Annotated in this window: 15 protein-coding genes (1 of these 15 running past the window's edge); 10 read left to right on the top strand and 5 right to left on the bottom strand. The window is 67.1% G+C overall.

Annotation, left to right across the window (positions count from 1 at the left end; all coding sequences use genetic code 11):
- Positions 1-35 precede the first annotated feature (35 nt).
- From Ga0102493_RS13060 to Ga0102493_RS13040, 4 genes are all read left to right on the top strand, one after another.
- The gene (locus Ga0102493_RS13060) at positions 36-698 is read left to right on the top strand and encodes an ankyrin repeat domain-containing protein (protein ID WP_236922231.1); all 663 of its coding nucleotides are present in this window, start codon (positions 36-38) and stop codon (positions 696-698) included.
- 1 nt (position 699) lies between these two features.
- Entirely contained in the window at positions 700-1,392 is a 693-nt protein-coding gene (locus Ga0102493_RS13055; RefSeq protein ID WP_418251642.1) for a COQ9 family protein, read from the top strand.
- 131 nt (positions 1,393-1,523) lie between these two features.
- Complete coding sequence (ssb, locus tag Ga0102493_RS13050; RefSeq protein ID WP_034903062.1) at positions 1,524-2,072, top strand: single-stranded DNA-binding protein; 549 nt, start codon at positions 1,524-1,526, stop codon at positions 2,070-2,072.
- Between the two features lie 780 nt (positions 2,073-2,852).
- Positions 2,853-3,776, top strand: a complete 924-nt coding sequence (locus Ga0102493_RS13040) for a DMT family transporter (protein ID WP_034903068.1) — start codon at positions 2,853-2,855, stop codon at positions 3,774-3,776.
- On the opposite strand, the gene Ga0102493_RS13035 is transcribed toward Ga0102493_RS13040, so the two are convergent.
- Both Ga0102493_RS13035 and Ga0102493_RS13030 read right to left on the bottom strand, forming a co-directional pair.
- Positions 3,773-4,324 carry a YceD family protein gene (locus tag Ga0102493_RS13035; RefSeq protein WP_034903070.1) on the bottom strand — a complete coding sequence of 184 codons (552 nt, stop codon included), beginning with the start codon at positions 4,322-4,324 and terminating at the stop codon, positions 3,773-3,775. The two genes, Ga0102493_RS13040 and Ga0102493_RS13035, sit on opposite strands and share 4 nt — an antisense overlap.
- Before the next feature lie 10 nt (positions 4,325-4,334).
- The gene (locus Ga0102493_RS13030; RefSeq protein WP_034903073.1) at positions 4,335-4,889 is read right to left on the bottom strand and encodes a ubiquinol-cytochrome C chaperone family protein; all 555 of its coding nucleotides are present in this window, start codon (positions 4,887-4,889) and stop codon (positions 4,335-4,337) included.
- 325 nt (positions 4,890-5,214) lie between these two features.
- Between Ga0102493_RS13030 and Ga0102493_RS13025 the strand changes: the two genes are divergently transcribed.
- The 5 genes from Ga0102493_RS13025 (at position 5,215) to Ga0102493_RS13005 (ending at position 10,954) form a co-directional block, all read left to right on the top strand.
- Positions 5,215-5,664 carry an outer membrane protein assembly factor BamE gene (locus tag Ga0102493_RS13025; protein ID WP_034903649.1) on the top strand — a complete coding sequence of 150 codons (450 nt, stop codon included), beginning with the start codon at positions 5,215-5,217 and terminating at the stop codon, positions 5,662-5,664.
- 54 nt (positions 5,665-5,718) lie between these two features.
- Positions 5,719-6,279, top strand: a complete 561-nt coding sequence (gene hslV / locus Ga0102493_RS13020; RefSeq protein ID WP_034903075.1) for an ATP-dependent protease subunit HslV — start codon at positions 5,719-5,721, stop codon at positions 6,277-6,279.
- Between the two features lie 18 nt (positions 6,280-6,297).
- On the top strand, positions 6,298-7,596 hold the full coding sequence (gene hslU, locus Ga0102493_RS13015) for an ATP-dependent protease ATPase subunit HslU (protein WP_034903077.1): 1,299 nt from the start codon (positions 6,298-6,300) through the stop codon (positions 7,594-7,596).
- Complete coding sequence (locus Ga0102493_RS13010) at positions 7,593-7,982, top strand: ACT domain-containing protein (RefSeq protein WP_236922230.1); 390 nt, start codon at positions 7,593-7,595, stop codon at positions 7,980-7,982. Before hslU ends, Ga0102493_RS13010 begins: the two co-directional genes overlap by 4 nt.
- Before the next feature lie 98 nt (positions 7,983-8,080).
- Complete coding sequence (locus tag Ga0102493_RS13005) at positions 8,081-10,954, top strand: M16 family metallopeptidase (protein WP_034903078.1); 2,874 nt, start codon at positions 8,081-8,083, stop codon at positions 10,952-10,954.
- 9 nt (positions 10,955-10,963) lie between these two features.
- Here Ga0102493_RS13005 and Ga0102493_RS13000 read toward each other — a convergent pair whose 3' ends face one another.
- Together Ga0102493_RS13000 and Ga0102493_RS12995 are read right to left on the bottom strand one after the other, a co-directional pair.
- Positions 10,964-12,799, bottom strand: a complete 1,836-nt coding sequence (locus tag Ga0102493_RS13000) for an ABCB family ABC transporter ATP-binding protein/permease (protein ID WP_034903079.1) — start codon at positions 12,797-12,799, stop codon at positions 10,964-10,966.
- Positions 12,800-12,867: 68 nt separating this feature from the next.
- Complete coding sequence (locus tag Ga0102493_RS12995) at positions 12,868-13,872, bottom strand: retroviral-like aspartic protease family protein (protein ID WP_034903081.1); 1,005 nt, start codon at positions 13,870-13,872, stop codon at positions 12,868-12,870.
- Positions 13,873-14,025: 153 nt separating this feature from the next.
- Here Ga0102493_RS12995 and Ga0102493_RS12990 point away from each other — a divergent pair, with 153 nt between their 5' ends.
- Positions 14,026-14,910 carry a glycosyltransferase family 2 protein gene (locus Ga0102493_RS12990; protein ID WP_034903651.1) on the top strand — a complete coding sequence of 295 codons (885 nt, stop codon included), beginning with the start codon at positions 14,026-14,028 and terminating at the stop codon, positions 14,908-14,910.
- On the opposite strand, the gene Ga0102493_RS12985 is transcribed toward Ga0102493_RS12990, so the two are convergent.
- Positions 14,816-16,109 carry the 3' portion of a lipopolysaccharide biosynthesis protein gene (locus tag Ga0102493_RS12985; RefSeq protein ID WP_069297548.1) on the bottom strand. It continues 305 nt past the right edge of the window, so the window shows 1,294 of its 1,599 coding nt (coding positions 306-1,599); its start codon lies beyond the right edge, outside the window — the gene reads right to left on this strand; its stop codon occupies positions 14,816-14,818. The two genes, Ga0102493_RS12990 and Ga0102493_RS12985, sit on opposite strands and share 95 nt — an antisense overlap.

The following is a 16,109-nucleotide window of genomic DNA, read 5'->3' as shown; positions in this document are numbered from 1 at the left end:
TGGGAAAGTGGCAGGAAATGCGAAAGGACAAAAGCGTGTTCGCACCCGTTTTGCGCAAGTTAGGAAGTCCCGCGCTGATTGCGAGAGCGGCGCTGGGTGCCCTCGTGATCGCCGGGGCCGGACATGCGGTAGTGCTCGCTCCGCCCGCTGCGGCACAATTCTATTCCGAGGGCTACCAGTTTCTCAAGGCCGTGCGTGACCGCGACGGCGATGCCGTGACCGAAATGCTGAACGAGCCGGGGACGACCGTCATCAATGCCCGCGACATCACGACGGGCGAAACCGGGCTCCACATCGCCGCCGCGCGGCGCGACGTGCTGTGGGTGAAATTCCTGCTCCAGAAAGGCGCCGATCCGAACATCCGCGACAACAAGGGCCTGACCCCCCTGCAGATCGCAGCGACCCTCGGCGAGGTCGATGCGGTCGAGGAGTTGATCAAGCGGGGCGCGCAGGTCGACGTTTCCGACAGCCAGGGCGAGACTCCGCTCATTGCCGCCGTCCACCAGCGCAACGTGGCGCTGGTGCGCCGCCTGCTCGCACAGGGGGCCAATCCTGACCGCAACGACAATTCGGGCCGCTCGGCGCGCGACTACATGGAATTGCAGCGCGGCAATTCGCTGATGCGGGCCGAATTCGAGGCCGCCGACGAAGCGCGCAAGGATGAGGGAACCAACCAGCAATACGGGCCTTCCTTCTGACATGGACACGATGACCGACCAGCCCGACTTCGCCGACATGACCTTGGACGAGCTTGCGATTGCGCTCGCCCCCGACATCGCCGCCTCGGCGGTGTTCGACGGATGGAACGACACCGCGCTCGAAGCCGCCGCCGAAATGGCCGGCGCCGATCCCGACGTCGCAAAGCTCGCCTTTCCCGCGGGTACGGCGAACGGGCGGGCGATGCAGATGATCGAGGCGTGGATTCGATCGGTCGACAAGGCGATGGAGGCTGAATGGCCGCAAGAGCGCCTCGCCCAGCTAAAGATCCGCGAGCGTATCCGCACCCTCGTCGGTTTCCGGCTCGAGGCGGTCGCCGATATCGACGAGGCGGTTCGCCGCGCGCTCGCGATCATGGCGATGCCGCAGAACGCTCCGCGTGCATTGAAATTGGGCTGGGAATCGGCCGACCTGATGTGGCGGCTCGCAGGCGACAGGGCGACCGATTACAACCACTATACCAAGCGCGCGATCCTCGCCGGGCTCTATTCGGCGACGCTAGCGGTCTTCGTGAACGACGACAGCGAGGGCAAGGAGGACACCTACGCCTTCCTCGACCGCCGGATCGAAGGGGTCATGAAATTCGAGAAGGTGAAGGCGCAGCTGACCGGCGGCGACCGCGAACTGCCCAGCCTGACGCGGTTTCTCGGCCGGCTGCGCTATCCCTCTAGGTAGAAACCTCCATATCGGAAGTGGAAAACGGTCCCGGGTCCTCGCCTCGGGGCGCGGGCTGCCCTATTAACGCTGTGAGAATCGCAGCGGCCGCGCGGCCATGCGGATGAATTGACGGGAAGGGACGTTTCGAAATGGCGGGTTCGCTCAACAAGGTCATGCTGATCGGCAATCTCGGGGCCGACCCCGAAGTGCGCACGTTCCAGAACGGCGGGAAGGTCTGCAATCTGCGCGTCGCGACGAGCGAGTCGTGGAAGGATCGCAATACCGGCGAGCGACAGGAGCGGACCGAATGGCACTCAGTCGCGATTTTCAACGAAGGCCTGGCCGGGGTTGCCGAGCGCTATCTCAAGAAAGGCAGCAAGGTCTATCTCGAAGGCCAGCTGCAGACCCGCAAGTGGCAGGACCAGAGCGGCAATGACCGTTATTCGACCGAGGTCGTGCTGCGCGGGCCGAACTCGGTCATGACCATGCTCGACGGCGCGCCCGGCGCAGGCGGCGGCGGCGGCGGTCGTTCCGGCGGTTTCGGCGGCGGCGGTGCCGGCTATGGCGATCGCGGCGCGGGCGGCCAGCCTGCAGGCGCAGGCGGCGCCGGCGGCGGCTGGAACCAGGGAGGCGGCGGTTCGGGCGGCGGCTCGGGTGGCGGCAATTACGACGATCTCGACGATGACATCCCCTTCTGATCGACGAACCCCGAAATGGGACGCGCTGCGGCGCGGCCTGGTGCTGGTGGCGGGTCTGTCCTTATTGTTCGCGTCGGCCCTGTCGGCACCGATTGTCCCGGCATCGAAATTGTCCGCGGCGGAGCCGGAGCAGACGGTCGCCGACCGCCGTGCACGGCGGCTCGAGGAACGCGATGTGGCGCTTGCGGCGGCCCGCGAAACCATTTCGGAATGCACGTCGGGCTGCATCACGCCCATCGAGGCGACGGCCCTTGCCTTTTCCGCGGGAGAAGGCCGCGCAGTGCCTGGGCGTTTCCTCCTCGACGTGCGAGGCGGGGGGCGCAGCCGTCTTCGCCGTGAACAGAACCTCTATTTCCTCAATTCGCAAGGGGATTACAGCGCATTCGGCGTCCTCGTGATCGCTTTCGAGGCCGATGCCATGCGGGCCCTGCTCAATCCCCAGCCGCTCCCCCGGGCCACGGCCGAGCCCGAGGGCGACATCGTCGTCCAAGCCCATCGCCCGCGCGATGAGGTGTCGCTCAGCGTCGCCAACATGATAAGCCGCTATCGAGGCAAGCGCATGCTGGTGGACGGAGAGGTGAGCCTGCAATGGATCCGGCAGGGATACGGCGCCGTCTCCGAAGGGCGCCGCACCCGGCGCGAGCGCGGGTATTATCAGGTCTGGGTGCGGGTCACCGATCCGGCGCAGGTCGCGTGGGTGGGCGAGCCGGCGCCGCGCGACTAGAAGCTGCCGAAGCCGATGGAACCGCCCGCGCACGCAGCCATTGATACCGCGACGCCATGGCATCGCCGGAAAACACCTCTGCCTCGCCGCTCACGATCGGCCAGCTCATCGCCGGAATGGGCCTGTTCGGCAGCGCGACGCCGCTGTCCAAGATCATCGGCGAGCACTACCCGGTCTTCACCGCGAGCTGCATGCGCATGGTTATCGCGAGCATCGTGCTTGCTCCATTCGTCCTCGCGCTGACCAGCCGCTATCGGGATACGGAGCGCTCCGACTGGGCCGTAATCGCCGCCATCGCCGCCTTCGGCATGGTCGGCTTCACCGCCACCATGCTGTTCGGGATGCGGCTGACGACGGGCGTCATCGGTTCGACCATCATGAGCGCCTCGCCCGCCATCACTGCCGCGGCGGCGGTCGTGTTCTTCGGCGCGGCGATGAACTGGCGCAAGGGCGGGGCGCTTGCGCTCGCGGTCGTGGGCGTCGTCGTGATCAACGTCTTTCGCGGGGGCGGCAATGCAGGCGAGGCGGTGCTGCTGGGCGGCTTTCTGGTGCTCGTCGCGGTCTGTTTCGAGGCGGCCTACACCCTCCTTTCGCGCAAGCTGTCCGACGGGATCACCTCGCTCGAGGCGACACTGGCAGCGTCGCTCCTTGCCGCCCCGCTCTTCGTCGCGCTCGCCTTCACCTTCGATCCCAACCCGTTCGATTTCTCGCGCGGGACCGACCGCTCGCTTTATGCGCTGCTGTTCTGGGGGGCGGGCACGGGCGGGCTCGCGCCGGTGCTGTGGTACAACGGGGTGAGAAAGGCGCCGGGCGCGCTTACGGCAGGGGCGATGTCGGTCATGCCCCTGACGGCGCTCGGCCTGTCCTATGTCCTGCTCGGCGAAGCCTTCCGCTGGGTCCATCTCGCCGGTTTCGGGCTGGTGTTCGCCGGGCTGGTGCTGATGATCCTCGAACACGCAAAAGGCGGCGAGGGGGATTAGTTCTTCTTCAGCGCGGCCAGCGCCTCGGCGAGGGGCCCGCGTGGCGTATCCTCGTCGGCGAGCCCCGCTGCGGCCCGCGCTGCATCGGCGCCCGGACCTTCGGCATAGGGATCGATCGCGAGGCCCAGCGTCTGCGCAACCGCCTCGCCGAGGTCGAAGGCATCGCCCGCATATTCGATCTCGTCGAGATCCTCGCGTTCGAGCTCGATCTCGATCGCCTCATCCTCGTCCGCAGGCGCGGTGCGCGCGGATTCGGGCACGAAGCTGAGGTCGAAGGCCTCGCTGATCGTGACCGGGAAATTCTCGTTCGAGACCGCGCAGATCTGCTGCACCGCCGCGCTCAGCATCCCTCTCGCGCGGATCGCTTTCGCTCTTTGCTCAAGCGTGACTTCGGCCCGCAGCGAATCGATGCCGCCAAGACCGAAACGTCGCGCGAGAGCCTCGCGTTCGGCCGCATCGGCCTCGATCACCACCGGATCGGCCGGCAGCGGGCGCGCCTTCACTAGGCGGCTCAGTTCAGGGCCCTGATGTGTCGCAGCATCGGTCACGCAGGGGGCCTTACCAGATTCCGCTCGCCTTGATCATGTCCTCGTCGCTGAAGCGCGACAGGCGATCCGAAAGGGCGAGCAGCTTGTCCGCGACGCATTCCGCCGATGCCTGATCGTCGGCCCCCTCGGCGAACTGCACATTGCGGCTTACGGCAGCGACGAGCTTGTCGCGGTCCTTTTCGTTGAGCGCGCCGCGATAGGCGCCAAGCCGCCCGCCGAGCAGGCTCATCAGCTTGCCGACCTTCTTGCCCACGACCACGTCGTTGACGCCGAATTCGCGCAACTGACCGTCCATGTCCTCGACGAACAATTCCGCGAGCAGGGCGCTTTCGGCGCGCATTTCGGAAGCCTCGATCCGCACGATCACGGTGCTGAGGACAGCGGTGATGAGATCGAACCGCCCACCGACCGTGTCGGCGACCCTGCAATCGGTGTAGAAGCTTTTCTCGCGGGCGAGTTCGATCACCCGGTGCCACAGCGGGCGGATGCGCTCGCGCGGGTCCGGCGCTGTGCCAAATACCTTGGCAAGGAAGGCGAGCGGGCGGGATTTGTCCTTGGTCGGCATCGAAGGGCTTTCGGGTCTGGCTTTCGGGCGGGAGCGCCTTTCTGCCGGAAGTGGCAGGCGTTCAGTCCGGATTCAACCGCGCAGGTGCATCGCGGTTCCGCGGCCAAGCGTCGGCCGGGCGCCCTGCGGCGTTGCCAGCCGCGCCGAGGCGGCTTAAAGCGCCTTGCACGAATGACGGACGGGCGCGCATCGCGCGCCGATTGAGAACAGACGGGAATCGGTCACCTTGGATATCGAACGCAGCTTCGCGGAGGCGGATACTGGCAATGGCACCACCGGGCCCGAACCCGGCGCCGGAACCGGCATTGGCCGGGCGGCGCGGGCGATGCTGGTCGCGCTGGGCGTGGGCCTCGTGCTGTCGGGCTGTTCCTCGATCCGCGAATCGCGCGGCTACATCCGCGATCCGATCCTCACCCAGTTGATCCAGCCCGGCATCGACAACCGGCGCTCGGTCGAAGGGACGCTCGGCCGGCCGACCTTCACCAGCGCCTATGGCGAGCCGACCTGGTATTACGTTTCCAGCACCACGGGGCGCAAACCCTTCGTGCGCCCGCGCATTCGCCAGCACAACGTGCTTGCCGTGCGCTTCGACGATGCGGGCAATGTCGCCGAGGTCGATCGCTCCGGCATCGACGAGGTCGTCTATCTGCGGCCCGATGGCGACAAGACGCCCACCCTGGGCCGCGAGCGCGGCTTCCTAGAGGACCTGTTCGGCAATATCGGGCGCGTCGGCGGTGTCGGCGGTCCGGGTGCGGGTCCGGGCGGCGGGCCATAGGCTAGGCCGGGGCGCAGGCTTGACCGCTTTGACCGAGCGCCCATATCGCGCGGCATGAGCAATTCGAGCGACAGCCACGGCATGGTCCAGTGGCACGGCACCACCATCATCGGCGTGAAGCGCGGCGAAAGGACCGTCATTGCGGGCGATGGCCAGGTCTCCATGGGCAACACCGTAATGAAGCCCAATGCCCGCAAGGTCCGCCGGATCGGGCAGGATGACGCGGTGATCGCCGGGTTCGCCGGCGCCACCGCCGATGCTTTTACCCTGTTCGAGCGGCTCGAGAAGAAGCTCGAGCAATATTCCGGCCAGTTGATGCGCGCCTCGGTCGAACTCGCCAAGGACTGGCGCACCGACAAGTATCTGCGCAATCTCGAAGCCCTGATGATCGTAGCCGACAAGGATGCGCTGCTGGTGCTGACGGGCAATGGCGACGTGCTGGAACCCGAAGGCGGCATCGCGGCGATCGGTTCGGGCGGCAATTACGCTCTCGCCGCAGCGCGGGCGCTGTCCGATTACGAGGACGATCCCGAGGCGATCGCGACCAAGGCGATGGCGGTCGCGGCCGATATCTGCGTCTTCACCAACGGAAACCTGACCGTAGAGACGGTCTGACCGGACACCGATAGACCCATGGACAATCTCACCCCCAAGGCGATCGTCGCCGCTCTCGATGAACACATCATCGGCCAGAAGGAAGCCAAGCGCGCGGTTGCCGTCGCGCTGCGCAATCGATGGCGGCGCCAGCGGCTCGGTCCGGACCTGCGCGACGAGGTCACGCCCAAGAACATCCTGATGATCGGCCCCACCGGCTGCGGCAAGACCGAGATCAGCCGGCGACTGGCGAAGCTCGCCGAAGCTCCCTTCGTCAAGGTCGAGGCGACCAAGTTCACCGAAGTCGGCTATGTCGGGCGCGATGTCGAACAGATCGCGCGCGATCTCGTCGAGGAAGCGATCCGGCTCGAAAAGGAGCGCCGCCGCGAAAGCGTGCGCGAGGCGGCCAGCGATGCTGCGATGGAGCGCCTGCTCAACGCGCTGGTGGGCGAAAACGCGTCCGAGGCCACCCGCCAGAGCTTTCGCGAACGCATCGTCCAGAACGCGATGAACGAGGTTGAGGTCGAGATCGAGGTTTCCGAAAGCCCGGGAATGCCCTTCGACATGGGGAACATGGGCGGCTCGATGCAGATGATCGACCTGTCCGACATGATGGGCAAGGCGTTCGGCAAGCGTCCGTCGAGAAAGCGCAAGCTGCGCGTTCCCGATGCATGGGACAAACTGGTCGACGAGGAAGCGGACAAGCGCCTAGACGATGACGATGTCGCGCGCGTCGCGCTGGAAAACGCGCAGACCAATGGGATCGTGTTCCTCGACGAAATCGACAAGATCGCCGTATCCGACGTGCGCGGCGGATCGGTCAGCCGCGAGGGCGTGCAGCGCGACCTGCTGCCCTTGATCGAGGGCACGACCGTGTCGACCAAGCATGGCCCGATGAAGACCGACCACGTCCTGTTCATCGCGAGCGGGGCGTTCCATGTCGCCAAGCCTTCGGACATGCTCCCCGAACTGCAGGGCCGTCTGCCGATCCGCGTGAACCTGCGGGCACTGACGGAAGAGGATTTCGTGCGCATCCTGTCGGAGACCCGCGCCAACCTGGTCGAGCAATATCGCGCCCTGATCGGGACCGAGGAGGTCGAGCTCGATTTCACCGACGATGCCGTGCGCGAAGTCGCCCGGATCGCCGCGCAGGTGAACGAGAGCATCGAGAACATCGGCGCGCGGCGGCTCCAGACCGTGATGGAAAAGCTGCTCGAGGAAATCAGCTTCGAGGCCGAGGAGCATGTCGGCGAGACGATCACCGTCGATGCCGCCTATGTGAAGGAGCGCCTGTCCGAACTCGCGGGCAATTCCGACCTGTCGAAATACATCCTGTGACGCGCGGCCGGCCCGTCAGCGATCTCGGCGAGATGCTGGCGGGCATGCGACCTGACCTCGACGATCGCGCCTTTGCCTTCGTCGTCATCGAGGGCGACCGCCCGCCTCCGGTCGACGCCTTCGCTCTCGTGCACGAGGCGGAGGGAAGGAGCGCGATCGTCCCCGCGCCCGATGCGGACCCGCGCTTCGCCCGGATCACTTTGGCCGTACATTCCGCCCTCGAGGCGGTCGGGCTCACCGCCGCCGTCTCAGGCGCGCTCGCGGCGAAGGGCATCGCCTGCAATGTCGTTGCGGGGTTTCACCACGACCACCTCTTCGTCCCCTGGGAGCGCCGGGTGGAGGCGCTTGGCATTCTCGATGCCCTTTCGCATGACGCGCGTCGATGATCGTGGACGGTTCATAGGGCGCGCGCAGGCCGACGGTTGAGCAACGGGGCGAGGCAGGCTTTACTCCCTCACAATCCAAACGAACCGGGGACCCAGCCATGATCAGGACCACCATGCTCGCAGGTGCCGCGCTTGCCGCGCTCGCCGCACCCGCATTGGCGCAGCAAGAGCCCGCCGCGCGGATGCCGCCCGCGCTCACCGCGCCCGCGATCGAATACGAGATGTGGACGCTCGAAAACGGTCTTCGCGTCATCGCCATCCCAGACGAGACGACCAGCACCGTCACCACCTCGCTGTGGTACGATATCGGCTCCAAGCTCGACCCCGAGGGCCGCAGCGGATTTGCCCACCTGTTCGAGCACATCCTGAGCCGCAAGACCGAGAACATGCCCTACAACATGATCTATTCGCTGACCGCGGATATCGGGGGCACGCGCAATGCGTCGAACTGGATCGACCGGACCAATTACTACGAGCAGGTTCCCGCCGCCTATCTCGAGACGATGCTGTGGACCCACCGCGAGCGCATGGCGAAGGTCGTGGTCGACGAGGAGGTGTTCGAGACCGAGCGCGGCGTGGTGAAGGAGGAACTGCGCCAGCGTGTCCTTGCCCCGCCCTATGGCCGCCTGCAGCGCTTCGTTCTTCCGGAGAACGCCTATGACGTCATGCCGCATCGACGCCCCGGCATCGGCTCGATCGAGGATCTCGACAGCGCGACGCTCGACGATGCGCGCGCCTTCTACGAGGCCTATTACGGGCCGGACACCGCGACGCTGATCGTCGCCGGCAATTTCGAACTCGCCGGCCTCAAGGCGCTCGTCGATGAATATTTTGCCGACATCCCGCCGCGCGCCAACCCGGTGCTGCTCGCGATCGAAGCGCGCGAGCCGGAACGCACCTCCCCGCGCACCGTCGCCGCGACCGCGCCCAACGTGCCGCTGCCGGTCTATGGCGGGGTCTGGAAGGGCGTGCCCGTCACCCATCCCGACGCCGCCGCTCTCGAAGTGCTCGAGGCGATCCTCGTATCGGGCGACAACAGCCGGCTCGACAAGGCGCTGGTGAACACGGGCGAGGCGGTGCAGGTGGTCGCCACCGTCCAGTCCTTCCGCGAGGCGGGCGCGCTCGGCGCCTATGCCATCGCGCGGCCCGACCGGATCGAGCAGGCGGGCGTGACGCTCGATGCCGAACTCGAAAAGCTGCGCAGCGAGCCGGTGACCGCGGCCGAACTCGCCGAAGCCAAGAACGAGATCATCGCATCGACCCTGCGCCGCCGCGAAACCGCGCGCGGGCGGGCATTCGAGCTGGGCGAGGCGCTCGTTTCCTCGGGCGATCCGGGTTTCGCCGACAAGCGGCTGGCCGCCATCGGCGCCGTGACCGAAGCCGACGTGCTGCGCGTGGCGCGCGAATATCTCGACCCGCAGAGCCGCGTCACCGTGACCTATACCTCGGGCGAGGCGGACCCGTCTTCCTATGCCAATCCCGTGCCGATGCCGACTTTCCGCACCCTGCCGCCGGCTACCGGCGAAATCCGGCAGGTCAGGCCTGAGGACGAGCGCATGGCGCCTCCCGGACCCGGCACCGCGCCCGAAGTGGCAAAGCCCGAAATCGTCGAGGCAGAGCTGTCGAACGGCATCCCCGTGGTCGCGGTGCAGACAGGCGAAGTCCCGATCGCGACGATTTCGATGCTGTTTCCCGGCGGCAGCAAGACCGATCCGCGCGACCTTGCCGGCCTCGCCCAGCTCGCCGCTAGCCTCGCCGACAAGGGAACGGCCAGTTACACCGCCGAGGAAATCGCCGCGCGTTTCGAAAGCCTCGGCGCGGCCTTCGGCGGCGGGGCGGGTTCGGACGGAACCAGCTTCTCGCTCACCGCGCCGGTCGCCAATCTCGACGCGGCGGGCGCGCTCGCGGCGCAGATCGTCAAGGGCGCAAGCTATCCCGCAGAGAAGGTCGCGCGCGAACGCGACCGCGCGATAGAGGGGCTGAGGGTCGCGATGAAGGAGCCCGGCAGCCTTGCAGGCTACGTACTGCGCACCGCGATGTATGGCGATGCGCCCTACGGCACGCAGCCCGACGGGACCGAGCAAAGCCTTGCCCGGATCGATCGCGCGGCTCTCATCGGCTACCGCGAGGCCTATTTCCAACCGGACCGGATGAAGATCGTCGTCAGCGGCGGGATCGCGCCCGAGCGGGCGGTGGCGCTGGCCGAGGAGATGTTTGGCGACTGGTCGCAATCCACCGATCCGGGGGCCGTGCCCGAGGAAGCGGCCGGTTCGGAGCCTGGTGTGCGCACGGTCGTCATCGACCTGCCGGGAGCCGGCCAGGCGGCCGTGCTCGCCGCGGTGCGCGCGCCGGCGCGGATCGATCCGGATTACTTCCCGCTCGAACTTGCCAACAGCGTGCTCGGCGGCGGGTCGAGCGGGCGATTGTTCGAGGAGGTGCGCACCAAGCGTTCGCTTTCCTATGGCGCCTATTCGGGTTTTGCCGACCGGGCAGACGATTCGATTCTGACTGCGAGCGCGCAGACCAAGAACGAGAGCGCCGCCGACGTCGCGCAGATATTCCTCGACGAATTCGAGCGGCTCGGCAGCGAACCGCTCGACGAGGACCTGTTGCAGAAGCGCAGGCTCTATCTGTCAGGCAGCTACGCCCGCGCGCTCGAGACCAGCGGTGGCTTCAACGCGATCGTCGCGACCCTGCTCCAGCAGGGCCTGCCGCCCGAGGAAGCGAACGCCTATGCCGAAAGGCTGGCAGGCGTCGATCCGGGCGCGGCCAGTCTGGCCGCGAAGACCTATGTCGATCCCGACAGGGCGACCATCGTGATCGTCGGCGATGCAGCGCAGTTTCTCGAGGACGTGCGCGAGCTGCGCGGCGCGGTCGAGGTGATCCCGGCGAGCGAACTCGATCTCTCTTCGCCGAGCCTGCGGCGCGCGGCGGAAGCCGGGGAAGCGGAGAAAGCCGAGGTGGGGGACTAGGCGGACGGCTTATTCCGCCGCTTCGGCTCGCTCGCTGCGTTCGCTCGCCTGCTGGGTCCACATTTCGGCATAGAGCCCGCCGCGCGCGAGAAGGCTCGCATGGTCGCCTTCCTCGGCCAGTTCGCCCTGGTCGAGGACGAGAATACGGTCGGCATCGGCGATGGTGGAAAGCCGGTGCGCGATGGCGATGGTGGTGCGCCCGCGCTCGATCCGGTGCAGCGTGTCGAGGATTTCTTGCTCGGTGCGGGTGTCCAATGCGCTCGTCGCTTCGTCCAGCAGCAGGATCGGCGGGTTCTTCACCAGCGTGCGGGCGATGGCGACGCGCTGCTTTTCTCCTCCCGACAGCTTGAGCCCGCGCTCGCCCACCAGCGTCTCGAAGCCGTCGGGCAGGCGTTCGACCAGCCCCGTCAGCGCGGCTCCGCGCGCAGCCTCCTCGACCGCCGCCTCGTCCGCGCCTTCGGCGCCGTAGGCTATGTTGTAGCCGAGCGTGTCGTTGAACAGCACGCTGTCCTGCGGGACGATCCCGATCGCCGCGCGCACGCTCGCCTGCCGTGCCTTCGCGATATCCTGTCCATCGATCAGAATGCGCCCTTGCAGCGGATCATAGAAACGGAACAGCAGCCGCCCGATCGTGCTCTTGCCCGCGCCCGAAGGGCCGACGATCGCGGTCGTCGTCCCTGCGCGAACCTCGAAGGAAAGGTCCTTGAGGATCGTGCGCCCGGGGTCGTAGCCGAAGGTCACGTTCTCGAACCGGACCGATGGCTCGCGCACGATCAGCGCGGGCGCGCCTGGAATATCCTCAACCTCGACATCGGTATCCATGAGCCGGAACATCTCGCCCATGTCGACGAGCCCCTGGCGGATCGTGCGATAGACCCAGCCGAGCAGGTCGAGCGGACGGAAGAGCTGCATCAGGTACATGTTGACCGCGGTGAGATCGCCCACGCTGAGAGCGCCCTCGCTCCAGCGCCACACCACGAAGGCGAGCGCGCCCGCCATCAGCGCATTGGTGATGAACGCCTGCACGATATTGAGCATGCCGAGCGAATTCTCGGTCTTCTCCGCCGCCTTGGCATAGGCCCGCGCCGAGCGGGCGTAACGGGCCTCCTCGCGCGACTCGGCACCGAAATACTTCACGGTCTCGTAATTCAGGAGCGAATCCACCGCGCGGTGCAGCGCCTCCCCGTCGAGATCGTTCATCTCGCGCCGCAGTTTGGTGCGCCATTCGGTGATCGCCCGGGTGACGGCAACATAGGCGACCACCGTGACTGCGGTCGCCAGCACCAGTTCCCAGCCGAACAGCGTCCAGAAAATCACCGCCACTGCGACCAGCTCGACAAGGGTGGGGGCGATGTTGAAGAGCATGAAATAGAGCATCATGTTGATGCTCTTGGTCCCGCGCTCGATGATCTTGGTGACCTCGCCCGTGCGCCGGCCTAGGTGAAACCGCAGCGAAAGCCGGTGGAGCCGGTGGAAAACGTCCTCTGCGAGCGTCTGGGTCGCGGTCTGGCCGACCCGTTCGAACACCATCTTGCGCAGATTGTCGAACAGGACCGAGGAAAAGCGCCCGAACCCATAGGCCAAAACGAGCGCGAGCGCGACGAAGCCCGCGCCCTCCATCCCCGAAGTGCCCCGGGCCTCGCTCAGCGCATCGACCGCGTTCGAGAAGGCCAGCGGCAGAGCGAGCGTCACGGCCTTCGCCGCGAGGACGAAGACCATCGCCCCGACGATCCTCCAGCGCAGGTCGGGGCGGTCCTTGGGCCAGAGATAGGGGAGAAAGCGCCTTAGCAGGTGCCAGCCGTCGATCTCGCGCGGGTCGGAAGAGGAAGGGCTGTCAGGCGGCATGCGCGAGCGAATGTGGGCGCATGCCCTGCTTTCGGCAACCCCGGCGGCGCGGGGAGCCGGTCCGCCTGCTAGCGATTGAAGCCGTACGAGGTCCCCCGACGCGCGCGCCGCATCGCCCGCGCGACATCGCGCGGCAGGTCGAACAGGACGCGCTGGCTCGCGAAATCGATCGCGACCCTGTCGAAGATCTTGAGATGCTGCATGCCGAGCGAGATCACCGGCTCGTCCTTGAGACCGAGCGCCTCGAAGGCGGGCGGATCGGCGAAGGTCAGCGGGACGCCCTTGATCGACAGGCCCTCGATCGTGAGGTCGCCCACCACCGCCAGTTCGCCGATGATGTCGACGCCGTTGACGTCGGTCGCGGTGACTTCCTGCGACCGTTTGGCGCGCAGCCGGTCGCGCAGGGCGGTGTTGGCGAGGCTCATCTGCGCGCCGGTATCGATGATGACGGTCGCGCGCACGCCCTCGACCAGCGCATCGGTGAGCAGCAGCTGGCCGAGCCGGGGCCGCGCGCGCACGACGATTTCGAAGCCCCCGCGCGAACCTTCCTTCTCGCGCGTGTTCTCGAGCGCGATCGTCTCGTCGCGGAAATCGATGAGGACGCGGAAATCCTGCAGCGTGTCGAGCCCGATGATCCCGTCCGCCCCGACATGGGCGCGCGTCAACAGGGGGGAGACGAGGCCGGTCACGGTGTGGCTGCCGACGGTGAGCGCGCCGACTTCGACGAGCTCCACCACGCGGCGGCTCGCCATGCCGACGAGGATCGCGCGGCCGAACGGGGGCAGGGCGAGGCCGAGATTGATCTCGTGGGTGAGCGCAGTCGCTTCGCTGCCGGTGTCGATCATGAAATCGAACGGTCCCGCCCCCTCGATCAGGACAGGCACGGTGAAACGGGCGAAGCGCTCCTCCTCGAGTGGGAGGATCTCAGTTCCCGCACCGGCGAGGTCGGGGGCGATCGGTCCCTGTTCGAACGGCGGCGGGGGCGGATCGAGCGAAGGTTCGGCGAAAGCCGCGGAAGAAGCGAACCCGAGCGCGGCGGCAAGACCGAGCGCTGCCTTGTAAATGTCTGTCATCCTGTCCCATCCCCGGTGCCTGCGGACATCGCCGCCGCGCCGATGGCCAAATGTTACCATGGCCCGTCCATTCGCCCAAATCCGGCACAGTTCCGCTCGCGCTCGGCCGGGGCGATTGGCAAGCCGCGCGCGCCTGCTAGACGCATGGGCGTGATGCCCGATGCGCACGCCTTTCGCCGGATTCAGGTCACGGTACTCGCCCATAACGAGGAGGCGCGGATCGCCGCGTGTCTGGCAAGCCTTCCGGTCGGCGCGCAAGGGGTGACGGTGACGGCCGTCGTCAACGGGTCGAGCGACCGGACTGCGCATATCGTGCGCGCGCACGCAGGTGTCGAACTCGTCGAATATGGGCAGGGCGGAAAGGCGCGGAGCTGGAACCGCTTCGTGCTGGAGGAAACGCGGGCGGCCGATGCTTTCGTCTTCGTCGACGGCGATGCGCAGCTCGTCCCCGGCACGGTCGAGGCGCTTGCCGCAGCGCTAGCCGAGGACCCGGGAGCCAATGCCGCCTCCGGCCTGCCGATGAACGGGCGGCGGGCGAAGGCCTATCGCCGCTCGATCGCGGCCGAGAGCGGCCTGTTCGGCGATTGCTATGCGCTTGCGGGCGACTTCGTCCGGCGGATGCGGGCCTCCGGCATTCGCCTGCCTGACGACATCATCGGCGAAGACGGTCTTATCCGTGCGCTTGCCTGCACCGACCTCGCTTCGGAACGCGAGTGGAGCAATGCCCGGATCGTGCCCGTGGAGGCGGCGGGCTTCTGGTGCGAACCGAACGCGATCGATGCGAAGGGGCTGCGCCAGCAGGCTGCACGCATGGTCAATTATTCGGTGCGGCATTTCCAGAACCGGATCGTCAGCGACATCATGCGCGGACCCGGACCTGTCGACCTGCCGCGCGAGCTCGCCTCGCTCTATGGCGAATACCTTCCGTGCTTCCGGCCCCGGATCAGCCCGCTATGGTTTGCGTTCGATCGGGCCGCGCTGGCGAGGATGCGGGAGAGCATGGCGGCTCGGGCAGGGCATCCTCCCGCGCGGACCTGAGCATCGTCCAGCTGTCGCGCACGACTTGTGGCCAGACCAGGATCAGCGCCGCGAGGTAAGCCGCCGCGCCGACCGGAACCAGCACGGCGAGGCGCCACCACGGCGCGATTTCGGGCAGGATGGCGCCCGTGCCCGCGACCGCCAGCCCCATCGCGGCGCTCGCCGCGACCGGAGGCAGCATCGCGCGGGCGAGGTCGAGCGGGGCGAGGCCGACCACCGGCAGGGTCAGCGTCAGCGTCGCCGCCAGCAGCGCCGGGGCCACGACCCACCATGCGTAGGTCAGCCCTTCCGGCCCCCAGTTAACCCCGACGAGAAACGATCCCGCGAAAAGCACGGCCCCCAGGATCGAGGTGGTGAGATAGATGCGCGGCCGCCCCATCGCATTGGTCGCCGGGCTGCACACGATGTGCAGCGAAAGCAAGGGCATGACGATCGCGAGATTCCGCAGCAGCGGCGCCATGCCGAGCCATTTTTCGCCGAACACCGTCGCCACTGCCTCGTGCGCGGTGAGGGCAAGACCGACATAGAGCGGGAAGACGACCAGTGCGACGGTGCGCAGCACCCGGAGGAAATACGGGCCAAGCCGCTTTCCGGCATGGTGCAGTTCGGCATAGGCCGGGAAGGCGACCTCGTTGATCGGCGGCAGGAAGCGCCCCGACAGGATCAGCGCCACGAACAGCGCTTCGGAATAAAGGCCGAGTTCGTAGGTGTCGAAGATGCGTCCCGCGATGAAGACGTCGCTCTGGCTCTGGATGATCCAGAAGAACTGGCACAATGTCAGCGCTCCGCCGAAAGTGATGATCGCCCGCGCCCCGCGAAAGTCGACCGTCGGGATCGTGTAGACGGGCGCCGCGACGCTCAATGCCAATGCGCGCGCGGCAAAGGCGAGGATCGGCGCATAGACAAGTGCCCATACACCCCAGCCGCGCCATGCAAGGACCAGCGCGACGCTCGCACCCGTGACCGCGCCGGCCATGCCCGCAAAGGCCTGCGGGCGGAACTTGAGGCGGCGCGAGAGCATCGCTTCGGGGAGCGCGATGAAAGGCACGACGAGAAACAGCGCGACCTGGACGCGCAGGATCTCAGCGACTTGCGGTTCGCGAAAATAGGCCGCGGCGAAGGGTGCGAGCACAAGCAGCGCGCCAGCAAGCGAGGCATTGAGCAGCAGCAGGAGGCCGAAGACCTGCGCGATATCGCGG

The sequence above is a fragment of the Erythrobacter litoralis genome, from assembly GCF_001719165.1.
Taxonomy (GTDB): domain Bacteria; phylum Pseudomonadota; class Alphaproteobacteria; order Sphingomonadales; family Sphingomonadaceae; genus Erythrobacter; species Erythrobacter litoralis.
This window is presented reverse-complemented; position numbering and strand designations above follow the sequence as displayed.

What these genes read in the sequence shown, in the direction of transcription:
- Ga0102493_RS13055 (WP_418251642.1), top strand. Translation starts at nt 700, where the DNA reads ATGGACACGATGACCGACCAGCCCGACTTCGCCGACATGACCTTGGAC.
- ssb (WP_034903062.1), top strand. Translation starts at nt 1,524, where the DNA reads ATGGCGGGTTCGCTCAACAAGGTCATGCTGATCGGCAATCTCGGGGCC.
- Ga0102493_RS13040 (WP_034903068.1), top strand. Translation starts at nt 2,853, where the DNA reads ATGGCATCGCCGGAAAACACCTCTGCCTCGCCGCTCACGATCGGCCAG.
- Ga0102493_RS13030 (WP_034903073.1), bottom strand. Translation starts at nt 4,889, where the DNA reads ATGCCGACCAAGGACAAATCCCGCCCGCTCGCCTTCCTTGCCAAGGTA.
- Ga0102493_RS13025 (WP_034903649.1), top strand. Translation starts at nt 5,215, where the DNA reads ATGCTGGTCGCGCTGGGCGTGGGCCTCGTGCTGTCGGGCTGTTCCTCG.
- hslV (WP_034903075.1), top strand. Translation starts at nt 5,719, where the DNA reads ATGAGCAATTCGAGCGACAGCCACGGCATGGTCCAGTGGCACGGCACC.
- hslU (WP_034903077.1), top strand. Translation starts at nt 6,298, where the DNA reads ATGGACAATCTCACCCCCAAGGCGATCGTCGCCGCTCTCGATGAACAC.
- Ga0102493_RS13005 (WP_034903078.1), top strand. Translation starts at nt 8,081, where the DNA reads ATGATCAGGACCACCATGCTCGCAGGTGCCGCGCTTGCCGCGCTCGCC.
- Ga0102493_RS13000 (WP_034903079.1), bottom strand. Translation starts at nt 12,799, where the DNA reads ATGCCGCCTGACAGCCCTTCCTCTTCCGACCCGCGCGAGATCGACGGC.
- Ga0102493_RS12995 (WP_034903081.1), bottom strand. Translation starts at nt 13,872, where the DNA reads ATGACAGACATTTACAAGGCAGCGCTCGGTCTTGCCGCCGCGCTCGGG.
- Ga0102493_RS12990 (WP_034903651.1), top strand. Translation starts at nt 14,026, where the DNA reads ATGCCCGATGCGCACGCCTTTCGCCGGATTCAGGTCACGGTACTCGCC.